Here is a 25,500-nt window from a genome sequence, read left to right as displayed (position 1 = left end):
GCGATCAAGCCTGGCCAGTACCCTTGCGAATCCAGGCGTCCAGCTGATGAGGCCGAATGCTATCGTAGTCCTCAAAAGGCTGATGAATCCAGGGATTTGTGGGCAACTTGGACACGTAGTAGTCCGGGTCGACCTGGGCGTGGCCTTTCCACCACAAAACGGCAGTTTTCAGCTCGGTGATCGCGGGAAACTGTGCACGCAGGTGATCACGTACACGCATAAAAGTCTTGCCGGTATCGACCATATCATCCACCAGCAGCACATTGCCATCCAGAGTGCCACGGGTAATGGTGATGTATTGCGCAATATCCAGATCGCCCTGTTCGGTACCGGCCGCTTCGCGATAGCTGCTGGTGGCCAAAATGCCCAGGGGTACATCATAGATGCGCGAAATAACGTCTCCCACTCTCATGCCGCCTCGGGCCAGGCAAACAATTTTGTCGAATTTCCAGCCTGATTCGTGAATGCTCAGGGCCAATTGTTCAATCAGGCGATTGTATTGTTCCCAGGAAACCCATTCATCAGTATCGCTATTTGGGGGCAGACTCATATGTATTCCAGATATAAATGCACTAGCTGCGCTTTGGTACCTGCAAAACAAGAGTCTGGTAGGCCAACGCAGCGTCCAGAACGACAAAGCGGCCCTTCAGGCCGCTCTGTACGCACCGTACAACGGTGCAAGGCATTATACCGCGATAAATCGCTTATTTGGTAAACGGATCGCGCAATACGATCGTTTCGTTGCGATCTGGCCCTGTGGAAACCATGTCGATAGGTACATCGCACAGTTCAGCAATGCGTTCCAGGTAACGACGAGCGTTGATAGGCAGCTTGTCGTAGTCGGTTACGCCCACGGTGGACTCGGTCCAGCCGGGCATTTCTTCCAGGACAGGCTCGGCTTCGGCAACCGCGTGTGCGCCGTAGGGCAGCACGTCCAGAAACTCGCCCTTGTAGCGGTAACCCACACCAATCTTGATTTGCTCCACGCCGTCCAGCACGTCCAGCTTGGTGATGCACAGACCGGAAATACCGTTGATCATGACCGAACGCTTCATGGCGGCGGCATCAAACCAGCCACAACGACGGGGACGACCCGTTACGGAACCAAATTCCTTGCCCACGGTAGCCAGACGCATGCCGGTATCATCCAGCAATTCGGTCGGGAATGGACCCGAACCCACGCGCGTGGTGTAGGACTTGGCAATACCCAGCACGTAGCTCAGTTCCTGAGGGCCAACACCCGAGCCTGCGGAAGCGGCACCGGACAGGCAGTTGCTGCTGGTGACGAAGGGGTAAGTGCCGTGGTCAATATCCAACAGTGCGCCCTGGGCACCTTCAAACAGGAGCTTCTGCCCTGCTTTCTTGGCCTGGTACAGGTTGTTGGAGACGTCAGCGACCATAGGAGCCAGCTGCTCAGCGTGCTTCATGGCCAGATCACGAACCTGCTCAGCGGAGACGGCTTCGGCGCCCAGGTACTGGGTCAGCACGAAGTTGTGGTAATCCAGGGCTTCGGACAGTTTCTCGTCGAAGATTTCGGGATCGTACAGATCCTGAACACGCAGGGCACGGCGTGCCACCTTGTCTTCGTAGGCAGGGCCGATACCGCGACCGGTGGTACCGATCTTGCCGTCGCCTTTACGCTTTTCACGAGCCTGGTCCACAGCGATGTGGTAGGGCAGGATCAGCGGGCAAGCAGGCGAGATCTGCAGGCGCGAACGCACGTCCAGACCAGCGGCTTCCAGCTCGGCAATTTCAGTCAGCAGGGCTTCGGGCGAGAGCACCACGCCATTGCCAATATAGCAAGTGACGTGCTCGTGCATGATGCCCGAAGGAATCAGGCGCAGAATTGTCTTCTTGCCATTAATCCACAATGTATGGCCAGCGTTATGCCCACCCTGGAAACGAACCACGCCATGCGCGGACTCGGCCAGCCAGTCGACGATCTTGCCTTTGCCTTCGTCACCCCACTGGGTGCCAATCACCACAAGGTTTTTGCTCATGTCTAGTATCAGAATAAAGGAGGCCGGCACGGTGCCGGACCGATAACAATCACCAACGCTACAAGCCGTCTGGCTTACAGCGCCCTAACCTGCCACTGACCGTCCGACGAGACCAGCTCGCGGTCGATCACAAATTCATCCAGATTCAGCTCTTGACCGGGCAGCATCTGAATCACAATTTCACCGTTTTGACGCAACTGCTTGACCGCTGCTATCAGGGCCGCATCATTGCCCCAGGGGGCACGTACCGCGCGGGCAGCCTGAGCCGGCGCCAGGCCAGCCGAGAGCTTGCGCAGATCCAGGCTGAAGCCAGTTGCAGGACGGGCACGACCATACATGCGGCCGATACCGTCAAAGCGCCCGCCCTTGACCAGGGCATCGTGCCAGCCTTCGGCATAGACCGAAAAGATCAGGCCCGAATGGTAGGCATAACCGCTGCCGATATCAGCCAGGTCCACCGTAATTTCGTGGCCGGGCAAGGCATCAATAAAGTTGCGCAGACTGCCCAGAGCTTCACGTACTTCGGGCTCGTCGGGCAGAACACTGCGGGCGCGTTCCAGCACACTGCCATCGCCATACAGCGAGGTCAAAGCCAGCAAGTAACGGGTGGTCTCAGGCAGACAGCCCGACTCACGGCCCAGGGCGCGCAAGCCCGACACATCTTTGGCGTTCAGAAGCTCGCACACTTCTGCCACGCGGGTTTTCAAAATAGGATCGCGCTCGATCAGGAAGCGTCCCAGATCGGGATAGTTCAAGTCCAGGCGAGGATGACGCACCCCAGCCCGACCCACGCTTTCCAGCGCCAGTTGCACCACTTCCAGATCGGATTCGATACCGGCATGGCCGAAGATTTCCGCGCCGATCTGCAGCAGCTCACGATCCGACAGCAAACCAGCCGGACGGGCATGCAAGACCGAACCACAGTAACAAAGCCGAGTCACGCCTTCACGGTTCAGCAAGTGAGCATCAATACGTGCTACCTGGGGGGTCATGTCGGCGCGTACGCCCATGGTACGACCCGAGATTTGATCGACGACTTTGCTGGTACGCAGATTCAAATCTGTGCCAGAAACCGCTTGCAGGGATTCCAGATACTCCACCAGGGGCGGAGCTACCAGTTCGAACCCGTAAGTACGATACAAGTCTAGCAAATCGCGGCGCAGCTCTTCGATGCGGCGCGCCTCTGCAGGCAAGATATCAGCCAGGCTCTCTGGCAACAACCAATTGGACATACTCGTGCCTCGGACTACTTATAAACGAAAGTTCCAGCCAAACAAAAAGCGACTTGGGGCCTGTAAGCCGCCTAAGTCGCATGCGAAGTGGTGTTAGTAACTTACACGCTAGTATAAACGATCAGGGCCGCGGGTGGAACACCCAACGGCCCTAAGTTCTCTAGCGGGGATCAGTTCGCAGGTGCTGCGGGTGATCCTTGCTTGCCCCAATACTTGAAGAAATCAGAGTCAGGGCTGATGACCAGTGTATCGGTCTGTTTGCTGAAAGCACTGCGGTAGGCCTCCAGGCTGCGGTAGAAACGGTAGAACTCGGGGTTCTTGCCATAGCTATCGGAGTAAATGGCGGCGGCTTCACCATCACCCTGACCACGGATGGCCTGGGCCTGGGCGTAAGCGTCGGCCAGCAACTCTTCACGCTGACGTTCGGCTTCGGCACGGATACGCTCACTTTCAGCGGCACCGGTTGCACGCAAACGGTTGGCTTCTTGTGTACGTTCGGCTTCCATACGACGGTAAACCGATTCCGAAATCTCGGGAGCGAAATCAATACGACGCAAACGCACGTCAATGACTTCCACACCCAAAGGACGGGCACGAGCCTCAACAGCGGTCAGCACTTCGCGCATGATGGCATCACGCTCGGTAGAAACCACTTCTTTTACCGTGCGTACGTTCACCGAGGCGTTCAGGGCGTCACGAATCTGGGCCTGCAAACGCTCTACAGCACCACGGTCCGTTGCGCCGAACGTCACGTAAAACAGGCGTGGATCGGAGATACGCCATTTGACGTACGAGTCGATCAGCAGGTTTTTCTTTTCAGCCGTCTGAATACGCTCGGGATCCTTGGTTTCAATCGTCTGCAGACGCTTGTCCAGGAACACCACATTTTCAAAGGGTGGCGGCAGTTTGAAGTACAGGCCGGGGGTAGTGATGGTACCGCGCACTTCACCCAGGGCAAAAACCAGAGCCGCATCGCGCTCACGCACGATAAATACGGAAGACAGCAGCAAACCGACAATTACCGCCAGGGCCACCAGAGCAGGAAATAAACGTTGCATCAAGCTCTCCTAGCGTGCGTATGGGGAATAAGGACTGACCAAAGAGCCCAGCGAGGTATCCAGACCGGCTGGATTGGCTGGCGCAGGCGCTTTAGGTGCCGCAGCCGGAGCTGGACGGCTGATCTGTCCTTGCGAAGCGGCCGAGGCGACAGGAGCGGATGGCTCCATATCGGTACGGCTGCCCACCTGACGCACGATCTTGTCCAAAGGCAGATAGATCATGTTGTTATCGCTACGGGTATCAACCAGTACCTTGCTGGTGCTCTCCAGGATTTCCTGCATCGTGGACAGGTACAGACGATCCCGCGTTACACCGGGAGCCTTCACGTACTCGGCCTCGACACTGCCGAAACGTGCAGTGTCACCCTTGGCATCACCGATCACACGAGCCTTGTAACCTTCGGACTCCTGCATCATGCGTGCCACTTGACCAGCGGCTTCGGGCAATACCTTGTTGGCATAAGCCTGACCTTCGTTGATCTGACGCTCACGGTCCTGGCCGGCCTTGACGGCATCGTCAAAAGCCGCTTGAACCTGCTCGGGCGGCTGCACGTTCTGAATCGCCACGGTGCTGATCTGAATACCAGTACGGTAACGGTCCAGAATGGACTGAGCCAGTTGCTGCACGTCCGAGGCAATCTGTGTACGGCCGGAATACAGTACGGAGTCCATAGGCTGTTTGCCCACAACTTCACGCATGGCGGTTTCTGCCGCCTGACGTACGGATTCGTCCGGATTATTGGTGTTGAACAGGTAGTCCGGCGCACCCGTCGGCAACAAGCGATACTGAACCACGTACTGCATATCAACGATGTTCTCGTCGGTTGTCAGCATCAGGGATTCAGGCAGGACTTTATTGCGCGCACTTCCGCGGTAGCCCACCTCGAAGGTACGCAACTGGGAAATATTGACGGTTTGGTGATCTTCGATGGGAGCGGGCCAACGCCACTGCAGACCAGGATTCAGGGTTTTGGTGTACTCGCCAAAACGAGTCACCACGGCAACCTGACCTTCCTGCACGATGGTAAAGCCACTGGCCATCCACAGGCCGACTGCCACCACACCACCGATAATCAGCAGCTTGGGGGAGCCTTTAGGGATGGAGGGGCCATTACCGCTACCTGGAGGCATGCCGCCAGGAGGGGAACGACGTCCCTTTTTGCCAAATAAAGATCCCAAGCGACTGTTGAAGTCACGCCACACCTCGTCGAGGTCAGGCGGGCCATCTTGTTTCTCGGGGCGGCGAGGTGGCTCGGAACCGTTTTTGCCACTGTCTCGTCCCCAACCGGGATCATTGAGATTGAATATTTTATTGTTCAGACGCATTGTTTTCCGCGAAATGACCTGATTCGACGATTGCTGCACGCAAACCATCCAATCCGATGCGCTCTAAAGCGCTAACAAAGACTCGGGCAATAGTACCATGTTCGTCCCGCTCTACCCGTGGCTCGTAGCCGGCTTGGTCAATTTTGTTGTAGACCAAAATACGAGGTATTTCATGGGCCCCGATGTCCTCCAGAACCTTATGAACTTCAGCGATTTGCTCATCGCGTTGAGGGTTGGCTGCATCGACCACATGCAGCAACAAATCTGCATGGACGGTCTCTTCCAAAGTGGCCCGGAAAGCCGCGATCAAGGTAGGTGGCAATTCACGAATGAAACCCACCGTATCCGAAATCACAACCTGCCCTGCCCCTTCAATCCAGATACGACGCGTGGTGGTATCCAAAGTTGCAAATAACTGGTCGGCTGCGTAGGCATCCGCCCGAGTCAAGGTATTGAACAAGGTGGATTTGCCCGTATTGGTATAGCCCACCAATGACACCGACAAGGTGCCGCTACGGGAACGGGCCCGGCGCTGAGTGCTGCGTTGACGCTGCACCTTGGCCAGACGTTCGCGCAAGGTACGGACTTTGTCGCCAATCATCCGGCGGTCCATTTCCAGCTGCGACTCACCAGGACCACGCATGCCAATACCACCCTTTTGCCGCTCCAGGTGAGTCCACATCCGGGTCAATCGGGACGTCAGGTGCTGCAACTGCGCCAGCTCCACCTGTAATTTACCTTCGTGACTTTGTGCTCGCAGGGCAAAGATGTCCAGAATCAGAGCAACCCGGTCGACTACACGCAATTCCAGCTTGCGCTCCAGGTTACGCTGCTGCGCTGGGCTCAAGGCATGGTCAAACAGCACCACTTCGGCGCCGGTTGCCTTGGCCAGAGCGACGGCCTCCTCCAGCTTGCCTGTACCGATGTAGTAGGCAGAATCCGGACGGGAGCGACGCACGACCAGCTGCTCCATAATCTGGGCGCCAGCGCCTTCGGCCAGCATGACGAACTCTTCGGCATGGGCTTTGTAGTCCAGCTCGCCCATATCCACACTAATTACCAGTGCCTTCAACGCTTGCTCCAGAAACAAAGACCCGCCCGCGGCCACCGCGAGACGGGTCTTTCAGAGTACAAAGAACTGGGTGAGGATTTATTCAGCCTGCTCATCCGCAGCCAAAGTAACAGGGCGTGCAGGAACGACGGTAGAGATCGCGTGCTTATACACCATTTGAGTGACTGTATTGCGCAGCAGTACGACATACTGATCGAAGGACTCGATCTGACCTTGCAGCTTGATGCCGTTGACCAGGTAGATCGACACAGGGATATGCTCCTTGCGCAGCGCGTTCAAAAACGGGTCTTGTAGAATTTGCCCTTTATTGCTCATTGGTGAGGCTCCGGTTATGTTGTTTTTCCAGAAATGGAAGCGAATCCCACTACTTTACCGGGTTTTCCCTGAATCCGCACGTTCCAAACTGGAGATTTTTATCTAATAGGTGTATATCAGGCGCCTTGCCCTAAAATCTGCCGCAAACTGTTGCACAGTCGGGCACATTGCTCGGGCGATCCTACCGTAATACGTAAATACTGCTCAATGCGTGGCTGACGGAAGTGGCGAACCAAAATCCCCTGCTCACGCAAAGCCTGCTGAATACCAGCTGCCGAATGCTTAGGGTGCGTTGCCATCAAAAAGTTCGCTTTCGAGGGCAAAATCTCGAAACCCAGCTGTTCCAGATCGGCACGCAACTGTTCACGTGCATCAATCACTGCCTGGCATTGACGTTCAAAATACTCCGTATCCTTCAAGGAAGCCACGGCACCCACTTGAGCGATGGTATCCATGGGGTAGGAGTTGAAACTGTCTTTCACACGCTCCAGAGCCTGTATGATGTCAGCGCTGGCCAGGGCGTAACCCACACGCAAGCCTGCCAGGGCACGCGACTTGGACATGGTCTGGATGACAACCAGGTTGTCATACTTTTCCAGCAGGCTGACCGAGGAGGTCCCGCCGAAATCCACGTAAGCCTCGTCCACGACAACCGTGGTGTCCGGGTTGGCAGCCAGAATGGTTTCGATATCTTCCAAAGACAGCGGAATACCGGTAGGCGCATTGGGATTGGCAAAAATGATGCCGGCAGGTGGCAGGCTGCGCTTGCGCACATAGTCCTGCACATTCAGCGTGAAGTCCTCGCGCAGGGGCACGATATCAGCGGGCACACCAAAATACGAACAGTAAGTGGTGTAGAAGCTGTACGTGATATCCGGCAGCAGAACCGGACGCACGCCACGCAGGAACAAGGCGCTGAACACATGGGCCAGCACTTCGTCCGAGCCATTGCCCAAAAAGACATTATTGGCTTTCACGCCGTGGTTGTGCGCCACGGCGTCACGCAGTTCCTGCGCGCTATAGGAAGGGTAAAGACGCAAGTCATCGGTCGCCGCCTGGCGGATCGCTTCCAGCGCTTTGGGCGACGGACCGAAAGGATGTTCGTTTGTGTTCAACTTCAAGAGGTTATCCAGCTTGACCTGCTCACCCGGTACATAGGGTGAAAGCCCCGCTACATGATCACTCCACAAACGGCTCATTACGCGTCCTTCAGATAAGGGTTCTTAGATGATTTGAATTCGATGCGCAAAGGCGTGCCTTCCAGCTTGAAGGCCTCGCGAAAACGCGTCTCCAGATAACGGCGGTAACTGTCCGAAATGGCATCCAGGGCGTTGCCGTGAATCACCACGATCGGCGGGTTCATGCCACCTTGGTGAGCATACCGCAACTTGGGACGGAAAATGCCCTTGCGTGGCGGCTGTTGCTGTTCCACCGCTTCTTGCATGACGCGAGTGAGCTTGGGGGTAGACAGCTTGGAGAAAGCAGCAGCATGCGCGGCATTGACCGACTTGAGCAAAGGATTGATCCCCTGCCCTTTCAGCGCCGACAAGGTGTGCATCTTGGCAAAGTTCAGGAAGCGCAATTTGCGATCGAACTCGCGCTTGATCCACTCGCGCTGGTACTCGTCCAGGCCATCCCACTTGTTGATGCCCACCACCAGCGCACGGCCGGTTTCCACCACAAAGCCCGCAATGCTGGCGTCCTGGTCGGAAATTTCTGTGTGAGCGTCAATCATCAGCAAGACCACGTTACACGCTTCAATCGCCTGCAAAGTCTTGATAACGGAGAACTTTTCGACCGCTTCAAATACCTTGCCGCGCTTGCGCAAACCGGCCGTGTCGATCAGGGTGTATTCCACCCCGTTACGCTCGAACTCGATTTCGATGGCATCACGCGTCGTACCGGGCTGGTCAAACGCAATCACGCGATCTTCACCCACCAGGGTATTAATCAGGGTGGATTTGCCCACGTTGGGGCGGCCCACAATCGCCAGCTTGATGCGGTGCTGAAACTCATCATCGTCCTGGCCATCATCTTCAGGCCCAGGGTTAGGCACTTGCTCCAGTGCCAGATTGATCAGCTCTTCCACGCCATCGCCGTGGGAGGCGGAGATCAGATAAGGCTGGCCCAAGCCCAGTTCGTGGAATTCCACGCCACCGGCCTCGTAACGCATGCCTTCGGCCTTGTTGACGGCCAGCAGCACTTTCTGACCCAGCTTGCGCAGCAGCTGCGCAATTTCCAGATCCAGTGCATTGACGCCTTCACGGGCATCGACCAGAAACACGACCACGTCGGCTTCGGCAATCGCTTGCTGGGTCTGGCGAGCCATCTCCAGCAACATGCCGGTTTTGGCCACGGGCTCGAAACCGCCCGTATCGACCACGATATAGGGACGGCTGCCAACCCGGCCTTCGCCGTAATGGCGGTCGCGGGTCAGACCAGGGAAGTTCGCCACCAGAGCCGCGCGCGAGCGCGTCAGGCGGTTGAACAAAGTGGACTTGCCGACGTTGGCCCGACCGACCAAAGCCACTACGGGCTTAAAAGAAACGCTTTTCAATTGATTCCAACCAAGACCAAATTACCATTGCCGGTCTGAACCAGGACCCCGCGCGGGGTTCCGATCAAAGGCGACACAATGGCACCACCGCCGACACTGACCCGGCCCAACAAGGTGCCGTCCAGTCGCGATAGAAAGTGAACATAGCCTTCCATGTCACCGGCGGCAAGCGCCTGGGGCATGACGGCCAAAGGAGCCAGACCACGGTTACGCAAAGCATTCTGCGTCCAGATGGTTTGCCCGTCTGTCATGGCAAACGCTTCAATCTGGTCGCGGCTATTGGCGGCATACAACATATGGTTGTCCGCTGCGATACCGGTACCGGCCGAAAATTCCCTATCCCACACCAGACGCCCACCTTGGGAGACGTCAAAGCAGGCAACGCGACCTTGGTAGGTTGCACCGCACAGCAGGGGATCGACGACCTGGGGAGCACCCACGACGTCATTAATGCGCTCCAGATCGGTCGCGCCGCGGGAGACAGAAATGCTGCCTTCCCACACCAGATGACCTTGAGCCGCGTCAATCGCCATCAAGCGACCGTTGGGCATGCCTGCCAGCAACAAGCCGTCGATAATGCGCATTTGCATGCTGGTTTTCAGCGACAAGGCTGGACCGGGGCGCTGCAGGCTCCAGCGCAGATCACCCGTGCTGGCATCAAAGGCTTGCAGGCGGTAGTCGCTGGTACGCACCACAACCACACCGGCACCAACAACAGGAGGCATATTCACGGCGCTGCTGCTGCGGCTGCGCCACAATTCCTTGCCCGAGTCGTCAAACGCAATCACGTTCCCGTCTACCGAAGCAACCGCAGTCACTACGCCGTCCGAACCTGCACCAGCTGTCAACTTCTTGCCGGCATTGGCCGACCACTGTACACGGCCCGTGTCCAGATCCACCTTGCTGACCTGCCCGGATACCGTTGCGGCATAGACCGAAGAACCGGTCACTTGCGGTGCAAAGCCCGAATCCGCGCCGCTACCAATAGAGGTGCTCCAGCTGATCTTGGCGGCCACACCAGGGGTGTATTCGGTCAAGGGAGTCGGCTGGAAACGTGGATCCTTGCTGGAGAACATGGAGCAACCGGCCAATGCGGTAAGGCTCAGGGCCAGCGCGCTCAGGCGCAGGACACGCATGGCAGAGGATGGGGATTTGCGAATAGTAGGAAGAGACATGAATTAAGCTCCTGCCAGTGCATCAAGTTTGATCTGAACCAACTGCGAAATAGGGTCTTGCTTGAGCAACTCCACGGCCTGCTTCCAGGCTTCGCGCGCTGCATCATTCTGCCCTTGAGCGGCCAGAATATCGCCTTTGCGATCCGCAAACAAACCGGCAAAACTGGCAGGGGGATTCGTCAGTTGAGCCAGGGCCTCATCGTAATTCTTTTGTTCCAACATAATGCCGGCCAGACGCAAACGTGCCAGTGGAGTCAGCGCCGGGTCGTGGTTGGTTTTAACCATCCACTCCAGTTGTTCACGAGCAGGCGTCAGATTGCCGCGTTGCTGCAAAGCCTGAGCAGCCAGCAAGACACCGCGGGAGGTGTAGCCAGACTTGGGAAAATCGTTACGCAAGGTCGTGCTGGCAGCCAGCACGCGGGCATCAGCCTCTTCGCCTGTCTGGGCAGCCGCACTTTCCAGCGCTTCAAAGTAACCCATGGCCTGACCAGCCTGATGACCCTGATACCACTGCCAACCGCGCCAGCCCGCCACTGCTGCCAAGGCAGCAAAAGCCAGCACGATGCACAGGGTACCCCAGCGGTCCCACCATGCTCGCATGGCATCTAGTTTTTCCTGTTCTTCAAGATCGTAGGCCATGCTCAAATCCTTGCTGACAAAACACTGGCGAGTTCAGAAAAATCAACAGACTGTTGCTGCTCGGCGCCATCCGCAGCACGCAACCATTTCACACTGGCCTGTTCTTTTTGGAGTTCGTCGTCACCCAAAATAACGGCGGCCTGCGCACCACTGGCATCAGCCCGCTTGAACTGGGACTTGAAGCCGCTGGAGCCTGCATGGACAATCACCTGCAAACCGGCATCACGCAGTTGCTCGGCCAACAGCGAGGCCTTGCGCTGGGCTGCCTCGCCCTGGTGAACCATATACACCTGACATTCGGGAATGGCTGGCTGCTCGCCATCTTGCGAGCACAGATCCAGCAAGCGCTCCATACCAATGGCAAAGCCCACAGCGGGCGAAGGTTTGCCACCCATCAATTCGATCAGGCCGTCGTAACGGCCTCCGCCGCATACCGTCCCTTGTGCACCCAGGCGATCCGTTACCCACTCGAACACGGTCAAGTTGTAGTAATCCAGACCACGCACCAGACGCGGGTTCAGTGTGTAGGCAATACCGGCATCATCCAGACGATCGCATACGCCCTGGAAGTGAGCACGAGACTCTTCACCCAGGAAGTCGAACAGGCGTGGAGCTGCATTGGCCATTTCCTGCATGGCCGGATTTTTGGTATCCAGCACGCGCAAGGGATTGGTGTACATGCGACGCTGGGCTTCTTCGTCCAGCACATCCTTGTGGGCTTCCAGGTGTTCGATCAAGGCCGCACGGTGGGCGGCACGCTCTTCAGCCTGGCCCAGGGAGTTCAGTTCCAGACGGATATCCGTCAGACCCAGCTTCTTCCACAAACGGGACAACATGACGATCAGCTCGGCATCCACATCCGGCCCGGGCAGACCCAGCGCTTCCACGTCGATCTGGTGGAACTGACGGTAGCGGCCACGCTGCGGGCGCTCATGGCGAAACACCGGCCCCATCGCATAAACGCGATGAGGGCGATCGTACAAGAGATTATGTTCGATAGTGGCGCGCACCATGCCCGCCGTAAATTCGGGACGCATGGTGAGCTTGTCGCCGTTGAGCGAATCGGTAAAGGAATACATTTCCTTTTCGACAATATCGGTGACTTCGCCAATACCACGAGCAAACAATTGGGTATGTTCCAGCACGGGGGTACGCATATTGCGATAGCCATAGCTGGCCAACCATTCCCGCACCAGAGCCTCCAGGGCTTCCCACTGTGCGCTTTCACCCGGTAAGGTGTCTTTCATGCCCGTCAGGGCGCGGAGCTTTTGAAACTGCTGCGTCATAATTCTAATGGTTTGCTCGCCATAGACTGACAAGCGTGTTGATCAAACCGTTGATGTTTTGCCGTAGCGGCGCTCAACGTAATTCTGGACAATGGTCTGAAATTCCTGAGCGATAGTATCACCCTTCAGGGTCACCACCCGCTCGCCATCCACATAGACGGGTGCCGAAGGAACTTCCCCGGTTCCCGGCAAGCTGATGCCGATATCGGCGTGGCGGCTTTCCCCCGGACCATTGACCACACAGCCCATCACCGCGACGTTCATGGTTTCCACGCCGGGATACAGATCTTTCCAGACAGGCATCTGGTCACGCAAATAGCTTTGAATATCGTTGGCCAGCTCCTGGAACACCGTACTGCTGGTGCGACCACAACCCGGACACGCCACCACCATCGGAGTAAAGGCGCGCAACCCCATGGTCTGCAGAATTTCCTGAGCCACGACCACTTCACGGGCACGATCGCCACCGGGTTCGGGCGTCAGGGAAATACGAATGGTGTCACCAATGCCTTGCTGCAGCAAGACGGACAAGGCGGCCGTAGAAGCCACAATCCCCTTGCTGCCCATCCCCGCCTCGGTCAAACCCAGATGCAGGGCGTAATCGCAGCGCGAAGACAAATCCTGATAAACCGTAATCAAATCCTGCACATGGCTGACCTTGCAGGACAGCACAATGCGTTTGCCGTCCAGACCCAGCTCTTCGGCACGCTGGGCATTGCTGATGGCCGAAAACACCAGGGCATCACGCATGACAGCCTGCGCCGTCCAGGGGTGTGCCCGTTGATTATTCTCGTCCATCATGCGGGCCATCAGCTCGTGATCCAGGCTGCCCCAGTTCACACCGATACGCACGGCCTTGTCGTAACGGCAGGCGATTTCAATCATCTTGGCAAAGTTGTCGTCCCGACGCTTGCCCCCGCCCATATTGCCCGGATTGATCCGGTACTTGGACAAGGCTTGCGCACATTCCGGGAAGTCTGCCAGCAGCTTATGGCCGTTGTAATGAAAGTCCCCCACCAAGGGAACATTCACACCCATGCGGTCCAGCTGTTCACGAATAGCCGGCACTTCACGCGCAGCTTCCGGGGTGTTGACGGTAATACGCACCAGTTCGGAGCCGGCTCGCGCCAATTCCTTGACCTGGATAGCCGTTGCAATGGCATCGACCGTATCCGTATTGGTCATGGACTGCACCACGACCGGCGCCGAGCCCCCCAGTTTCACGACATGATCGCCCCAGCGCACATCCACCGTGCGCGTCACCCGTTTGGGTTGAGCACCAACCGGCAGAGGTTGGCAAGCAGAGGGAGTTTCGGGACCCTGCGTCATTTCTTCAAATCCTTGAGCCAATCAAATACCAGCCATTCCTCGGGAACCCAGCCTCGATCAATAGCGTAAAAACCGGCTACCAGCAGCAAAACAATAATGATAAGAATCCAGATCCAGCCAAAACCGCCGCGCGAGTCGGCATACAGGCTCAAATCCGCACTGGACAAGCCCGAACCGGAATGATCGCGCGGTACGGGCTTGGGCGCAGCGGTATCACTAACCTGAGCTTCCAGCATGACCAGCACAGCCGATACGTCGGCCTCCAGAAAACGCGCGTAGTTACGCACCATGCCGCGCAATGGCTGACCACCGGGCAACTGGTCCCACTCCTGAGCCTCCAGGGCCTCTAGCTGGCGAACCGAAAACTTCAGGCGGGTGGAGGCTTCGTTCAGCGTACAGGATCGCGCCAGGCGCAGCTCACGCAATGTCGGGCCTACACCTGAGCCCGCTTCCGGAGCCGATTGGTTGGAGGGGACCAGAGTCTCGCTCATGCACGTTCCTGTTTGATTTGAATGACAGCACGATCAGGCAAACGCTGTTCGATACGGGTGCGATCACGAATATCGCCCGCCAACTGTCCGCAAGCGGCAGCAATGTCATCGCCGCGCGTCTTGCGCACTGTGGTTACCACCCCACCATCCATCAGACGCTGGGCAAACTGCTTGACCCGTGCAGCTGAGGAGCGTTTCAGACCGGACTGCGGAAAAGGATTGAAAGGAATCAAATTAAATTTACAGCGCACAATGCGCGCGATGTCCAACAGTTCCTGCGCATGCTGGTCGGTATCGTTGATGCCGTCCAGCATGATGTATTCAAACGTGATGAAGTCACGCGGTGCGTGCTCCAGATAGCGATTACAGGCATCCAGAAGCTCGACCAGCGGATACTTCTTGTTCAGCGGCACCAGACGGTCGCGCAGCGCATCATTGGGCGCATGCAGCGACACAGCCAGCGCCACCGGGCAATCCTTGGCCAGACGATCCATCATGGGCACCACCCCGGAGGTGGATACCGTCACGCGGCGGCGCGACAGACCGTAGGCATTATCGTCCAGCATCAGTCGCAAGGCACCGAGCACCTGGTCGTAATTAAGCAAAGGCTCGCCCATGCCCATCATGACCACATTGCTGATGACACGCGTGCTGGTTTGCTCGGCATCGCCAATGCGGGCGGTTTCGGGCGCATTCAGCAAGGCACGACGGGCGAACCAAAGCTGGCCAATGATTTCAGAAGTCGTCAGGTTGCGATTGAAACCCTGGTAACCCGTGGAACAGAATGGACAGGCCACGGTGCAGCCAGCCTGGCTGGAAATACACAGGGTGCCCCGGTCGTCCTCGGGAATGAAAACCGCTTCGACGGCATTATTGCTGCCTACGTCAAACAGCCATTTACGCGTGCCGTCGGAAGAAATATGTTCGTGCGACATGCTGGGCGCGGTGACAACGCAATTGGCCGTCAGCTGCTCGCGGAACTCGCGCGCCAGATCCGTCATCTGCCCAAAATCGTCTTGTTGACGCTGGTGTATCCAGCGCTGCAATTGGCGCGCGCGGAAAGGCTTGCCACCCCATTGGGCGACCAGTTCAACAAGTTGCTCCGGGCCCAGGCCCAGAAGATTGGTAGGTTCGAGCGATGACATAAAAAAATAATACCTTCACGCGTTCTGGCTATTACTTTCTTGCAGGAGTGCAAAAAAGCCTCTTTTTGCGGATTTGCCCGGCACACCGATTCCGGTGAGCCGGGCAAGTCTTGCTCAGAGTGCCGCCAGTACTGCGCGGTTTAACGAATTAACGGCTGTAAACGTTGCACTCTGGGAAGAAGAAAGCGATTTCGACAGCAGCGGTTTCAGGAGCGTCGGAACCGTGAACAGCGTTAGCGTCGATGCTTTCAGCGAAGTCAGCACGGATGGTGCCGGCGTCAGCTTTCTTGGGGTCGGTAGCGCCCATCAGTTCGCGGTTCTTGGCAATGGCGCCCTCGCCTTCCAGAACTTGAACGAACACAGGACCGGAAACCATGAAGTCAACCAGATCCTTGAAGAAAGGACGCTCGGCGTGCACGCCGTAGAAGCGCTCGGCTTCGCCACGGGACAGGTGAACCAGGCGACCAGCGATCACTTTCAGGCCAGCGCCTTCAAAGCGGGAAATAATCTGACCGATCACGTTTTTAGCAACAGCGTCGGGCTTGATAATGGACAGAGTGCGTTCAATAGCCATGTGAAAATCCAAATAAGAACAATATAGTGTAGTCTTTGCTGCGTAAAGCAAAATGCAGATCCGACGGTTCGCGCTAAATTTTTTAATGAAAACAAGCACTTTCATCAGATTTACGGCAACCCGGCATTTTACCACGCCAAAGACGCACGGCCACATCTTAAAATAGTGCATCTTAAATTCGTTTTTTACCCAGGATTAGTCCCGCCCTATCTGGCACCAACCGTGCAATAAGGGGCAGGCAGACCGCATCACCATGACCAACTCATCCGCAACGACCTCCGACGAGCAGTTATCCAAGAGCTTTGAACCCCAGGAAATCGAAACGCGCTGGTACGCGCGCTGGGAGCAAGCCGACCTTTTCAAGGGAGGCCAACACGTCCAGCCCTTGGGTGATCACCAGTCCGAACCCTTTGTGATCCAGTCCCCGCCACCAAACGTCACTGGGACCTTGCACATGGGCCACGCCTTTAATCAGACCATCATGGATGGCCTGACGCGCTACCACCGCATGAAAGGCGACGATACGGTCTACATTCCCGGCACCGACCACGCCGGGATTGCCACCCAGATCATCGTGGAACGCCAGCTTGATGCCCAGAACATCAGCCGCCACGACCTGGGTCGCGAGAAATTCCTGGAAAAAGTCTGGGAGTGGAAAGAGAAGTCGGGCAATACCATTACCGGCCAGTTCCGCCGCCTGGGCGCGTCCTGTGACTGGAGCCGCGAATACTTCACCATGGACGACAATCTGTCCCGTGGCGTGCTGGAAACCTTTGTCCGCCTGTACGAGCAAGGCCTGATTTACCGCGGCAAGCGCCTGGTGAACTGGGACCCCGTGCTGGGCACCGCCGTGTCTGATCTGGAAGTGGTCAGCGAGGAAGAAGACGGCCACCTGTGGGAAATCAGCTACCCGCTGACTACCCCCCAAGGCGGCCTGACCCACCTGACCGTTGCTACCACCCGCCCTGAAACCATGCTGGGCGACGTTGCCCTGATGGTGCACCCGGAGGACGAACGCTATATCGGCCTGATCGGTCAAACCGTGACCCTGCCCCTGGTTGGCCGTTCCATCCCGATCATTGCAGACGACTACGTAGACCCGGCCTTTGGTACCGGCGTAGTGAAGGTAACTCCGGCCCACGACTTCAATGACTACGCCGTTGGCCAACGCCACGGCCTGGAAATGATCAGCATCCTGACGCTGGATGCCCATATTGCCGACACCGCTCCCGAAGCCTACCAAGGCCTGGAGCGCTTTGCTGCGCGCAAGCAAATCGTGGCCGACCTGGAAGCCCAGGGCCTGCTGAAAGCGGTCAAACCCCACAAGCTGATGGTGCCACGCGGCGACCGTACCAATACGGTCATCGAACCCATGCTGACCGACCAGTGGTTTGTGGCCATGAGCAAGCCTGCTCCGGAAGATTCGCTGCACCCCGGCAAGAGCATCACCCAGGTTGCCCTGGACGTGGTGGCCGATGGCCGTGTGCGCTTCTACCCTGACAACTGGTCCAATACCTACAACCAGTGGCTGAACAATATTCAGGACTGGTGTATTTCACGTCAACTGTGGTGGGGTCACCAGATTCCCGCCTGGTACGCCGAAGACGGCAGCCTGTTTGTCGCCCGCTCCGAAGAGGACGCTCTGGAACAAGCCCGCGCCGCTGGCGTGACCGGCCCACTGCGCCGCGATGAAGACGTGCTGGATACCTGGTTCTCCTCCGCCCTGGTGCCCTTTACCGATCTGGGCTGGCCTGAAGAAACCCCGGATCTGGCCCGTTACCTGCCCTCCAGCGTGCTGGTGACTGGTTTCGATATTATTTTCTTCTGGGTGGCCCGCATGGTCATGATGAGCATGCACCTGACCGGCCGCGTTCCGTTCAACACCGTCTATGTTCATGGACTGGTGTGCGATATGGAAGGCAAGAAAATGAGCAAATCCAAGGGCAATACCATTGACCCAGTGGATTTGATCGACGGCATCGATCTGGAAAGCCTGATACACAAGCGCACCTTTGGCCTGATGAACCCCAAGCAGGCTCAAAGCATCACCAAACGCACCAAGAAAGATTATCCCGATGGCATCCCTGCCTTCGGTACGGACGCACTGCGCTTTACCATGGCCGCCTATGCCACGCTGGGCCGCAACATCAACTTCGACATGAAGCGTTGCGAAGGCTACCGCAACTTCTGCAACAAGCTGTGGAACGCCACCCGCTTTGTGCTGATGAACACCGAAGGTCATGAGCTGCACACCGACGCGCCCGCCGAACTGAGCTTTGCGGATCGCTGGATCATCAGCCTGTTGCAAGGCCTCGAACAGGATGCCGAGCGCGGTTTTGCCGACTACCGTTTTGACAACGTTGCCAACGCCATCTACCACTTTGTGTGGGACGAGTACTGCGACTGGTACCTGGAACTGGCCAAGACCCAGATCCAGAACGGCACGCCCGAGCAGCAACTGGGCACCCGTCGCACCCTGATCCGTGTGCTGGAAGTCGTGCTGCGCGTGGCGCACCCCATCATCCCCTTCATCACGGAAGAGCTGTGGCAGAAAGTCTCGGTGGTGGCTGGCAAACGTGCTGCCAATGAAACCACCAGCATTTCGGTCCAGCCCTACCCGATTGCCAACCCTGCCGCGATTGATGAGCAGGCTGTAGCCCAGGTTGCCGAGCTGAAGGCCCAGGTCGATGCAATTCGCGCCCTGCGCGGCGAAATGAACCTGTCGCCTGCCCAGCGTGTACCGCTGGTTGCCCAAGGTGACGCCGCCATCCTGAGCGCCAACAGCCCCTACCTGGCCAGCCTATGCAAGCTGGAAAGCGTGGACATCGTGGAGCAACTGCCTACCGATGCCGGCGCTCCCGTGCAAGTGGTCGACAAAACCCAGCTGATGCTGCACGTAGAGATTGACGTGGAAGCAGAGCGTATCCGTCTGTCCAAGGAAATCGAACGTCTGCAAGGCGAAATCAGCAAGGCCGAAGGCAAATTGGGCAACGCCAGTTTTGTGGAACGCGCACCCGCCGCCGTGGTTGAACAAGAGCGCCTGCGTGTGGCTCAGTTCGGTGAAACACTGGCCAAGGTAAAACAGCAGTTTGATCGTCTGGGCTAATCGCCTGACCCAAGCGCGGACGATAGCAAAAAGCCCTGCAATATTGCAGGGCTTTTTTTAATCCCATCCATGATCAATGCAGTACAGAGCGATCGGAGAAGCCGCCCTAAAAAGTCTAGAACCACGGTTCAGCCAAGCCGATACAGCACAATACTTCAGCCAATAACAACATGGCCCGCTTAAAGCTGGGCCAATAGGATGTAGACGCTTGCTTAGGTGGCGCTATCCGTCGAGCGAAGCCAAAGAGGCCAAAAAGCGTTCGTCCGCCTTACTGAGCTCGCCACGCTGGCGGGCTTGCTCTATCAGCTCGGGCCGACGCAAGGCTGTCAAACGCAGGGATTGCTCACGCCGCCATGCCTGAATGCGACCATGATGACCAGACATCAAGACTTCGGGCACTGCCTGATCACGGTATATCTCGGGACGGGTGTAATGAGGACTATCCAGCAAGCCGCTATTGTCGGCATGGAAAGAGTCCTGACGAGCCGAATCAGCATCATTCAGCACGCCGGGCAAGAGCCGAATCACGCTATCAATAATCGCCAGTGATGCTATTTCACCGCCAGACAGCACAAAATCACCCAAAGACAGTTCCTGGGTGATACGCGCATCAATAAAACGTTGATCTATCCCTTCATAGCGACCACACACCAGAACCGCGCCAGGGCCCTGAGCCAGCTCCTGAGCCACAGTCTGATCAAAGCGTCGCCCTGTAGGGCTCAGCAAAATCACTTCCGGGCTATCACCACGATCAGCCAAAGCCTGATCCAGGGCGTCATTCAGAGGATCAGCCAGCATCACCATGCCTGGGCCACCGCCGTAAGGACGATCGTCTACAGTACGGTGCACATCGGTGGTGTAGTCGCGCGGATTCCAGGTCCGCATCTGCCAGATACCCTGCTTGTGCGCACGGCCGGTGACACCAGCCTCGCTGACCACATCAAACATGTCCGGGAACAGGGTCAGGGCATCAAATCGCATGAGGACTCGGCAAGAGAAAAAAGCAGATACGCCTTGCAAGATCCAGCCAATCAGACCAGAGCACTGCAACAGCGCAGGATTGAAACGATCAAATCGCCCAGTGGCTGTGCAGTTCGCGGGCGGACATATCCACCGTATGCACAATGGCTTGCACAAAGGGAACCAGCTCTTCCAGCGGCTTGCCCTGCTCGTCCTTTGCAGGCGTAAAGACGCCTTCGGCATCCCAGGAGCCACGATGCACGACCAAAATGGAATGCGCGCCGTTATCCAGCACTTCCACCACTTCGCCCAGACTTTCAGCCTGGCCGTCCTGCTCGCCAAAGAAGCGGCAGCCGATCAGATCGACCCAATAAAATTCGTCTTCGTCCGCTTTGGGGAAAGCGGCACGGGATACCCAAACGGTATGCCCCTTGAGAGCTTGAGCCAGCTCTCGATTATCCAGACCCTCAAACTGCGCCACGATGGTTGCACCATGCTGCTTTGCGGTTTGTATTTGTCTGGGTGACGCAGACGCAAAAACGCCCGCCTGAGATTCAGGCCGGGGCGTTTTTAACCACCACGTTTTTGCATTCAGCAGCGCCTTGGTTTGCATGGAGTGCGGCTGGATCTTGACCCAACCACGCACACCATAAGCGGAAACAATACGACCGAGCTCAACAAGGTCAGCAGGAATCGCAGATTGCTTCACACTAAACGCTACTGAAAAACAGGTGAATCAACTTAGGCAGCCGAAGCAACCTTAGCCGAGTATTCTTTCAACAGGCGAGCCACAGCAGGCGAAACCTGAGCACCGTTGTCGGTGAAGTGCTTAACGCGGTCCATTTGCAGACGCAGGTTTTCATGACCTTCGCCAGCGACGGGGTTGTAGAAACCCAGACGTTCGATGAAGCGACCATCACGGCGTTGGCTCGCCTCGGCGGCTACTACGTTGTAAAAAGGACGCTTTTTGGAGCCACCACGGGCCAAGCGAATTACCACCATTGATAATCCCTTTATTGTGTAAGGTAAACAAAAAATTCTAGCACTATTCTGGCAAGCATGCCAAAAGTAACACGCTAAGATAGCAGATTCAGTGCTAGATACGCAACAGACAAAGCAGTATTCTACCGCCGTCGGCTTAACGACGGCGTAAAAAATGCAGAGTTTTTTCGGCTTGCTGGTCTTGAGCCAACAGTTCGTTGCCAGTTTGGCGACAAAAAGCCTGAAAATCTTGAATGGCGTGCTGATCGGTCGTGATGACCTGCAACACTTGCCCGGATTCCAGCTGCGCCAAGGCTTTCTTGGCACGCAAGATGGGCAAGGGGCATTTCAGCCCGCTTGCATCCACCTGCAGATCGCTGTTGGGCAAAGCGCCGGGCTCGGACATCGTCACGCTCCCAACTTGCTTTGGACCCAGGCCTGCACCGAAGCATTAGCCTGTGGCAAGACGCTAGCATCGGTACCACCGCCCATGGCCATATCAGGACGACCACCGCCCTTCCCGCCCATTTGCGAGGCCACAAAGCCCACCAGATCACCCGCCTTGACCTTGGAGGTCAGGTCAGGCGTCACGCCAGCCACCAGGCTGACTTTGCCGTCCGCAACGATGGACAGCAGAATCACGGCCGACTGCAGCTTGTTCTTCAACTGATCGGCCATTTCGCGCAGGGCTTTAGCTTCCACGCCTTGTAGCGTAGCCACCAGCAGGCGACTGCTGTCATTCAAGGGTACGGCTTGGGCCAGCAGATCCTGGCCGGCAGAAGCCGCCAGCTTGGATTGCATTTGTTCGCGCTCGCGCTCCAGATCCTTGATCTGGCCTTGCAAGGCGCTGATACGAGCCACCAGACCTTCTGGCTGGGTGCGCAGGCTGGCGGAGGCGTCATTCAACAAACGCTCCTGCGCTTGCACCCAGTGCAGGCTGTTGGTGCCGGTAATGGCTTCGACACGGCGCACACCAGCGGCTACACCGCCTTCCGAGACAATCTTGAACAAGCCGATATCGCCCGTGCGCTGAACGTGAGTACCACCACACAGCTCGCGCGAGAAGCCGATATCCAGTACACGCACTTCGTCGCCGTACTTTTCACCAAACAAAGCCATGGCACCGCCGCTGACGGCGTCGTCAAACGACATCAGCTGGGCTTGCACGGCCTGGTTAGCCAGAACCTGATCGTTCACAATGGCTTCAACCTGAGCGATTTGCTCGGCTGTCATGGCGGCATCGTGCGCAAAGTCAAAACGGGTTTTCTCAGCGTCCACCAGGGAGCCACGTTGTTGCACGTGACCGCCCAGCACCTGACGCAAGGCCTTGTGCATCAAGTGCGTGGCCGAGTGGTTACGGATCACACGCTCACGACGCTCGGTATCCACCTGGGCTTGAACAGTCTGGCCCACGGTCAGCGTGCCAGCGTTCAGCACTCCCTGGTGCCCGAAAACCTGATTGGAAATCTTTTGGGTATCCTGCACTTCAAAGGACAGGCCCTTGGCATCGCTCAGGATACCGGCATCCCCCACCTGACCACCGGACTCGGCGTAGAAAGGGGTGGCATCCAGAACCACTACTGCTTGCTGGCCCTGGGCCACGGACTGCACAGAGGTGCCGTCCACATACAAGGCGGTAACCGTGCCGCTGCCTTCCAGGGTGGTGTAACCATCAAAGCGGGTTTGCACGCCGGAGTAGCTCAGGCCTTCGGATGTTTTGAACTTGCCCGAAGCGCGTGCCATCTGACGCTGGTTTTCCATGGCGACTTCAAAACCGTCCAGATCGACCTCAATGCCACGCTCGCGGCAGATGTCGGCGGTCAAGTCCACGGGGAAACCGTAGGTATCGTACAAGGTGAACAGCGTCTGGCCGTCCAGCTTGGCATTCTCTGGCAGGTTGGCCAAAGCGCCTTCCAGAATGCGCATGCCATTTTCCAGCGTTTCGCTGAAACGCTCTTCTTCCTGGCGCAACACTTGTTCGATGCGCTCACGCTGGCTAATCAGCTCAGGGTAGGCTTCGCCCATGGTCAGACCCAGATCCTGTACCAAACGGTAGAAGAACAAGCCCTTCTGACCCAGCTTGTGACCGTGACGCAAGGCGCGGCGAATAATGCGGCGCAACACATAGCCACGGCCTTCATTGCTGGGGATCACCCCGTCAATGATCAGGAAGCTGCAAGCACGAATGTGGTCAGCAATCACCTTGAGCGAGTTATTGCTCAGGTCGCTGGTCTTGGTTTCGCGTGCGGCGGCCTGAATCAGGGATTGGAACAGGTCGATTTCGTAGTTGGAGTGCACATGCTGCAGCACAGCCGAAATACGCTCCAGGCCCATGCCGGTGTCCACACAAGGCTTGGGCAGCGGTGTCATGGTGCCGTCGGCGGAACGCTCGAACTGCATGAACACCAGGTTCCATACTTCAATGTAGCGGTCGCCGTCTTCTTCAGGCGATCCGGGAGGGCCACCCCAGACGTCGGCACCGTGGTCGTAGAAGATTTCCGAGCAAGGGCCACAGGGACCGGTATCGGCCATCTGCCAGAAGTTGTCCGAGTTGTAGCGTACGCCGCCCTTGTCACCGATGCGGATGATGCGCTCTTTGGGCACCCCAATTTCCGAGGCCCAGATATCGTAGGCCTCATCGTCTTCCTGGTAGACGGTGACCCAGAGTTTTTCTGCAGGCAGCTTGTAAACCGTCGTCAGCAGTTCCCAGGCATAGCGAATGGCGTCTTGCTTGAAGTAGTCGCCAAAGCTGAAGTTGCCCAGCATTTCAAAAAAGGTGTGGTGACGGGCGGTGTAGCCCACGTTTTCCAGGTCATTGTGCTTGCCACCGGCGCGCACACAGCGCTGAGAGCTGGTCGCACGGTTGTAGGGGCGGGTTTCCTTGCCCGTGAACACATCTTTGAACTGCACCATCCCTGCGTTAGTGAACAGCAAGGTAGGGTCATTGCCTGGCACCAGCGAAGCCGAGGAAACGATGTGGTGTCCCTTGGATTCAAAAAAAGAAAGAAACTTCTGACGAATTTCTGAGGTTTTCATTACTTGCAACGCGATGGAAAATTTAACTGCCTATTATAAAAAGATCAGCCTTGCAGCCCATGCGCGCGCTGCGCTGGCACAACACCTGCCGCCCCGGCAAAGCAGTGAGAAGCCAGGACGCCACACTCCCTGTACGAGCGGCTGCGTAAGCGTCAAATAGTACTGTTTTCAGCGGGCAGAAACAACAATTCCGACCCTGGCGAGTCGGAATGTGAATGCACCCTGCTCAGATTCAGGATGTCGTCTTGACGGGCCAGGAGGCATGAACCCTGGCCCTGCCCCGATCAGGCCTTGGGCTGATAGGGATGATGCTCGGCCCAGTGGCGAGCAATATCCACACGACGGCACACCCAGACACGCTCGTGCGATTGCACGTAATCCAGGAAACGCTGCAAGGCGCGGAAGCGGCCAGGACGGCCGATCAGACGGCAATGCAAACCGATGGACAGCATCTTGGGAGCCTCTTCACCTTCTTCGTAGAGCACGTCAAATGCGTCTTTCAGGTAGGAGAAGAAATGATCGCCGGTGTTGAAACCCTGAGGAGCCGCAAAGCGCATGTCATTGCTGTCCAGGGTGTAAGGCACGATCAATTGCGGCTTGACCGTATTGTCGCTGAGCTGAACCTCGGTCCAGAACGGCAGATCATCACCGTAGTAATCGGAGCTATACAGGAACTGGCCCTCTTCAGCCACCAGACGCAAGGTATTTGGGCTATCGCGGCCGGTGTACCAGCCTTCGGGATGGTGACCCAGCAAGTCCGTCAGCACTTTCACGCACTGGCGCATATGCTCGCGCTCGACTTCTTCGGACACGTTCTGGTAGTGAATCCAGCGGTAGCCATGGCAAGCGATCTCATGACCCAGGCGCACGAATTCCTGTGCCAGCTCGGGATGACGCTCCAGCGCCATGCCCACCCCAAACACGGTCATGGGCAGGCCGCGCTTTTCAAACTCGTTCAGAATCCGCCAGACACCGGCACGCGAGCCGTATTCGTAAATGGATTCCATGGACAGGTGACGGTCCGGGTAAGCGGCTGCACCAATAATTTCGGACAGGAACTGCTCGGAGCCCGGGTCACCGTGCAGGACGCAATTCTCGCCGCCTTCCTCATAATTCAAGACAAACTGCACCGCAATGCGCGCCCGATCAGGCCATTGTGCATGGGGCACGTTTTTACCGTAACCGACCAGGTCACGAGGGTACTTACTCAAGGACATA

General features: G+C 57.1%; 23 protein-coding genes. 1 reads left to right on the top strand and 22 read right to left on the bottom strand.

Annotation, left to right across the window (positions count from 1 at the left end):
- Positions 1-4: 4 nt before the first annotated feature.
- From Q9R35_RS02780 to ndk, 16 genes are all read right to left on the bottom strand, one after another.
- The gene (locus Q9R35_RS02780; protein WP_021446480.1) at positions 5-550 is read right to left on the bottom strand and encodes a phosphoribosyltransferase; all 546 of its coding nucleotides are present in this window, start codon (positions 548-550) and stop codon (positions 5-7) included.
- Positions 551-704: 154 nt separating this feature from the next.
- Positions 705-2,000, bottom strand: a complete 1,296-nt coding sequence (locus Q9R35_RS02775) for an adenylosuccinate synthase (RefSeq protein WP_009455867.1) — start codon at positions 1,998-2,000, stop codon at positions 705-707.
- A gap of 74 nt (positions 2,001-2,074) precedes the next feature.
- On the bottom strand, positions 2,075-3,232 hold the full coding sequence (locus Q9R35_RS02770; RefSeq protein WP_063690627.1) for an ATP phosphoribosyltransferase regulatory subunit: 1,158 nt from the start codon (positions 3,230-3,232) through the stop codon (positions 2,075-2,077).
- A gap of 170 nt (positions 3,233-3,402) precedes the next feature.
- Complete coding sequence (gene hflC, locus Q9R35_RS02765) at positions 3,403-4,290, bottom strand: protease modulator HflC (protein ID WP_021446479.1); 888 nt, start codon at positions 4,288-4,290, stop codon at positions 3,403-3,405.
- Between the two features lie 9 nt (positions 4,291-4,299).
- Positions 4,300-5,616: an FtsH protease activity modulator HflK gene (hflK, locus tag Q9R35_RS02760; protein WP_063690629.1), complete on the bottom strand. Its 1,317-nt coding sequence runs from the start codon at positions 5,614-5,616 to the stop codon at positions 4,300-4,302.
- The gene (gene hflX, locus Q9R35_RS02755; RefSeq protein ID WP_042482200.1) at positions 5,600-6,688 is read right to left on the bottom strand and encodes a GTPase HflX; all 1,089 of its coding nucleotides are present in this window, start codon (positions 6,686-6,688) and stop codon (positions 5,600-5,602) included. The genes hflK and hflX overlap by 17 nt, the downstream gene beginning before the upstream one ends.
- 78 nt (positions 6,689-6,766) lie before the next feature.
- The gene (gene hfq / locus Q9R35_RS02750) at positions 6,767-7,003 is read right to left on the bottom strand and encodes an RNA chaperone Hfq (protein ID WP_003799329.1); all 237 of its coding nucleotides are present in this window, start codon (positions 7,001-7,003) and stop codon (positions 6,767-6,769) included.
- A gap of 116 nt (positions 7,004-7,119) precedes the next feature.
- Positions 7,120-8,202 (bottom strand): histidinol-phosphate transaminase, encoded by a 1,083-nt coding sequence (gene hisC / locus Q9R35_RS02745; protein ID WP_045930086.1) that lies wholly within the window; start codon positions 8,200-8,202, stop codon positions 7,120-7,122.
- Positions 8,202-9,560 carry a ribosome biogenesis GTPase Der gene (gene der / locus Q9R35_RS02740; RefSeq protein WP_311219309.1) on the bottom strand — a complete coding sequence of 453 codons (1,359 nt, stop codon included), beginning with the start codon at positions 9,558-9,560 and terminating at the stop codon, positions 8,202-8,204. Before der ends, hisC begins: the two co-directional genes overlap by 1 nt.
- A complete protein-coding gene (gene bamB / locus Q9R35_RS02735; protein ID WP_404977935.1) occupies positions 9,557-10,735 on the bottom strand; it encodes an outer membrane protein assembly factor BamB in 1,179 nt (392 codons plus the stop codon). The genes der and bamB overlap by 4 nt, the downstream gene beginning before the upstream one ends.
- Positions 10,736-10,738: 3 nt before the next feature.
- Positions 10,739-11,374: a tetratricopeptide repeat protein gene (locus Q9R35_RS02730; RefSeq protein ID WP_311219308.1), complete on the bottom strand. Its 636-nt coding sequence runs from the start codon at positions 11,372-11,374 to the stop codon at positions 10,739-10,741.
- A gap of 2 nt (positions 11,375-11,376) precedes the next feature.
- Positions 11,377-12,660, bottom strand: coding sequence for a histidine--tRNA ligase (gene hisS / locus Q9R35_RS02725; protein ID WP_199264760.1), 1,284 nt, complete (start codon positions 12,658-12,660; stop codon positions 11,377-11,379).
- A gap of 42 nt (positions 12,661-12,702) precedes the next feature.
- The gene (ispG, locus tag Q9R35_RS02720) at positions 12,703-13,989 is read right to left on the bottom strand and encodes a flavodoxin-dependent (E)-4-hydroxy-3-methylbut-2-enyl-diphosphate synthase (protein WP_042481550.1); all 1,287 of its coding nucleotides are present in this window, start codon (positions 13,987-13,989) and stop codon (positions 12,703-12,705) included.
- Complete coding sequence (locus tag Q9R35_RS02715; protein WP_063690634.1) at positions 13,986-14,480, bottom strand: RodZ family helix-turn-helix domain-containing protein; 495 nt, start codon at positions 14,478-14,480, stop codon at positions 13,986-13,988. Before Q9R35_RS02715 ends, ispG begins: the two co-directional genes overlap by 4 nt.
- Positions 14,477-15,625, bottom strand: a complete 1,149-nt coding sequence (gene rlmN, locus Q9R35_RS02710) for a 23S rRNA (adenine(2503)-C(2))-methyltransferase RlmN (RefSeq protein ID WP_042481555.1) — start codon at positions 15,623-15,625, stop codon at positions 14,477-14,479. Before rlmN ends, Q9R35_RS02715 begins: the two co-directional genes overlap by 4 nt.
- Positions 15,626-15,773: 148 nt before the next feature.
- A complete protein-coding gene (ndk, locus tag Q9R35_RS02705) occupies positions 15,774-16,199 on the bottom strand; it encodes a nucleoside-diphosphate kinase (RefSeq protein WP_009455885.1) in 426 nt (141 codons plus the stop codon).
- A 253-nt stretch (positions 16,200-16,452) separates the two neighbouring features.
- Here ndk and Q9R35_RS02700 point away from each other — a divergent pair, with 253 nt between their 5' ends.
- A complete protein-coding gene (locus Q9R35_RS02700; RefSeq protein ID WP_063690638.1) occupies positions 16,453-19,305 on the top strand; it encodes a valine--tRNA ligase in 2,853 nt (950 codons plus the stop codon).
- A gap of 222 nt (positions 19,306-19,527) precedes the next feature.
- Here Q9R35_RS02700 and trmD read toward each other — a convergent pair whose 3' ends face one another.
- The 6 genes from trmD to puuE form a co-directional block, all read right to left on the bottom strand.
- Positions 19,528-20,286, bottom strand: coding sequence for a tRNA (guanosine(37)-N1)-methyltransferase TrmD (gene trmD, locus Q9R35_RS02695; protein ID WP_042481559.1), 759 nt, complete (start codon positions 20,284-20,286; stop codon positions 19,528-19,530).
- Between the two features lie 88 nt (positions 20,287-20,374).
- The gene (gene rimM / locus Q9R35_RS02690; protein ID WP_042481562.1) at positions 20,375-20,974 is read right to left on the bottom strand and encodes a ribosome maturation factor RimM; all 600 of its coding nucleotides are present in this window, start codon (positions 20,972-20,974) and stop codon (positions 20,375-20,377) included.
- A gap of 32 nt (positions 20,975-21,006) precedes the next feature.
- Positions 21,007-21,267: a 30S ribosomal protein S16 gene (rpsP, locus tag Q9R35_RS02685; RefSeq protein ID WP_009455906.1), complete on the bottom strand. Its 261-nt coding sequence runs from the start codon at positions 21,265-21,267 to the stop codon at positions 21,007-21,009.
- A 136-nt stretch (positions 21,268-21,403) separates the two neighbouring features.
- A complete protein-coding gene (locus Q9R35_RS02680) occupies positions 21,404-21,658 on the bottom strand; it encodes a sulfurtransferase TusA family protein (RefSeq protein ID WP_042481564.1) in 255 nt (84 codons plus the stop codon).
- Positions 21,655-24,282, bottom strand: a complete 2,628-nt coding sequence (gene alaS, locus Q9R35_RS02675) for an alanine--tRNA ligase (protein WP_042481566.1) — start codon at positions 24,280-24,282, stop codon at positions 21,655-21,657. The genes Q9R35_RS02680 and alaS overlap by 4 nt, the downstream gene beginning before the upstream one ends.
- Positions 24,283-24,566: 284 nt before the next feature.
- On the bottom strand, positions 24,567-25,499 hold the full coding sequence (puuE, locus tag Q9R35_RS02670; RefSeq protein ID WP_042481568.1) for an allantoinase PuuE: 933 nt from the start codon (positions 25,497-25,499) through the stop codon (positions 24,567-24,569).
- Position 25,500 lies beyond the last annotated feature (1 nt).

The organism is Alcaligenes sp. AB3, from assembly GCF_031844565.1.
GTDB lineage: Bacteria > Pseudomonadota > Gammaproteobacteria > Burkholderiales > Burkholderiaceae_B > Alcaligenes > Alcaligenes faecalis.
Note: the sequence above shows the minus strand (reverse complement) of the source record. Positions and strands in the feature narration are given on the sequence as shown.

What these genes read in the sequence shown, in the direction of transcription:
- Q9R35_RS02780 (WP_021446480.1), bottom strand. Translation starts at nt 550, where the DNA reads ATGAGTCTGCCCCCAAATAGCGATACTGATGAATGGGTTTCCTGGGAA.
- Q9R35_RS02775 (WP_009455867.1), bottom strand. Translation starts at nt 2,000, where the DNA reads ATGAGCAAAAACCTTGTGGTGATTGGCACCCAGTGGGGTGACGAAGGC.
- Q9R35_RS02770 (WP_063690627.1), bottom strand. Translation starts at nt 3,232, where the DNA reads ATGTCCAATTGGTTGTTGCCAGAGAGCCTGGCTGATATCTTGCCTGCA.
- hflC (WP_021446479.1), bottom strand. Translation starts at nt 4,290, where the DNA reads ATGCAACGTTTATTTCCTGCTCTGGTGGCCCTGGCGGTAATTGTCGGT.
- hflK (WP_063690629.1), bottom strand. Translation starts at nt 5,616, where the DNA reads ATGCGTCTGAACAATAAAATATTCAATCTCAATGATCCCGGTTGGGGA.
- hfq (WP_003799329.1), bottom strand. Translation starts at nt 7,003, where the DNA reads ATGAGCAATAAAGGGCAAATTCTACAAGACCCGTTTTTGAACGCGCTG.
- hisC (WP_045930086.1), bottom strand. Translation starts at nt 8,202, where the DNA reads ATGAGCCGTTTGTGGAGTGATCATGTAGCGGGGCTTTCACCCTATGTA.
- bamB (WP_404977935.1), bottom strand. Translation starts at nt 10,735, where the DNA reads ATGTCTCTTCCTACTATTCGCAAATCCCCATCCTCTGCCATGCGTGTC.
- Q9R35_RS02730 (WP_311219308.1), bottom strand. Translation starts at nt 11,374, where the DNA reads ATGGCCTACGATCTTGAAGAACAGGAAAAACTAGATGCCATGCGAGCA.
- hisS (WP_199264760.1), bottom strand. Translation starts at nt 12,660, where the DNA reads ATGACGCAGCAGTTTCAAAAGCTCCGCGCCCTGACGGGCATGAAAGAC.
- ispG (WP_042481550.1), bottom strand. Translation starts at nt 13,989, where the DNA reads ATGACGCAGGGTCCCGAAACTCCCTCTGCTTGCCAACCTCTGCCGGTT.
- Q9R35_RS02715 (WP_063690634.1), bottom strand. Translation starts at nt 14,480, where the DNA reads ATGAGCGAGACTCTGGTCCCCTCCAACCAATCGGCTCCGGAAGCGGGC.
- rlmN (WP_042481555.1), bottom strand. Translation starts at nt 15,625, where the DNA reads ATGTCATCGCTCGAACCTACCAATCTTCTGGGCCTGGGCCCGGAGCAA.
- ndk (WP_009455885.1), bottom strand. Translation starts at nt 16,199, where the DNA reads ATGGCTATTGAACGCACTCTGTCCATTATCAAGCCCGACGCTGTTGCT.
- Q9R35_RS02700 (WP_063690638.1), top strand. Translation starts at nt 16,453, where the DNA reads ATGACCAACTCATCCGCAACGACCTCCGACGAGCAGTTATCCAAGAGC.
- trmD (WP_042481559.1), bottom strand. Translation starts at nt 20,286, where the DNA reads ATGCGATTTGATGCCCTGACCCTGTTCCCGGACATGTTTGATGTGGTC.
- rpsP (WP_009455906.1), bottom strand. Translation starts at nt 21,267, where the DNA reads ATGGTGGTAATTCGCTTGGCCCGTGGTGGCTCCAAAAAGCGTCCTTTT.
- alaS (WP_042481566.1), bottom strand. Translation starts at nt 24,282, where the DNA reads ATGAAAACCTCAGAAATTCGTCAGAAGTTTCTTTCTTTTTTTGAATCC.
- puuE (WP_042481568.1), bottom strand. Translation starts at nt 25,499, where the DNA reads ATGTCCTTGAGTAAGTACCCTCGTGACCTGGTCGGTTACGGTAAAAAC.